We start from the raw sequence: 518 nt of genomic DNA, 5'->3' as shown, positions 1-518 counted from the left end.
GAAAGATTAGGAACAGGTGATGCAGTAGCATTCGAAAACATCGATAAAGCACCAGAAGAAAGAGAAAGAGGTATCACAATCTCAACAGCTCACGTAGAATATGAAACAGAAAAAAGACACTACGCACACGTAGACTGCCCAGGACATGCTGACTACGTTAAAAACATGATCACAGGAGCAGCACAAATGGACGGAGCAATCTTAGTAGTAAGTGCAGCAGATGGTCCAATGCCACAAACAAGAGAACACATCTTACTTGCAAGACAAGTAAACGTACCATACATCGTAGTATTCTTAAACAAAGCAGATATGGTAGATGATGAAGAATTAATCGAATTAGTAGAAATGGAAGTAAGAGAACTTCTAGACGAATATGAATTCGATGGAGACGGAACACCAATCGTAATCGGATCAGCATTAAAAGCATTAGAAGATCCATCAAGCGAATGGGGAGATAAAATCTTAGAACTAATGGAAGAAGTAGACAACTACATTCCAGAACCAGTAAGAGATACAGA

General features: G+C 39.2%; 1 protein-coding gene. It reads left to right on the top strand.

Translation table 11 applies throughout. From position 1 onward, the window contains the following. The coding region (locus tag M6G78_RS10245; protein WP_253230322.1) for a GTP-binding protein at positions 1–518 on the top strand (518 nt) is incomplete at both ends.

The organism is Anaerofustis sp. NSJ-163 (assembly GCF_024135845.1).
GTDB lineage: Bacteria > Bacillota > Clostridia > Eubacteriales > Anaerofustaceae > Anaerofustis > Anaerofustis butyriciformans.
This window is presented reverse-complemented; position numbering and strand designations above follow the sequence as displayed.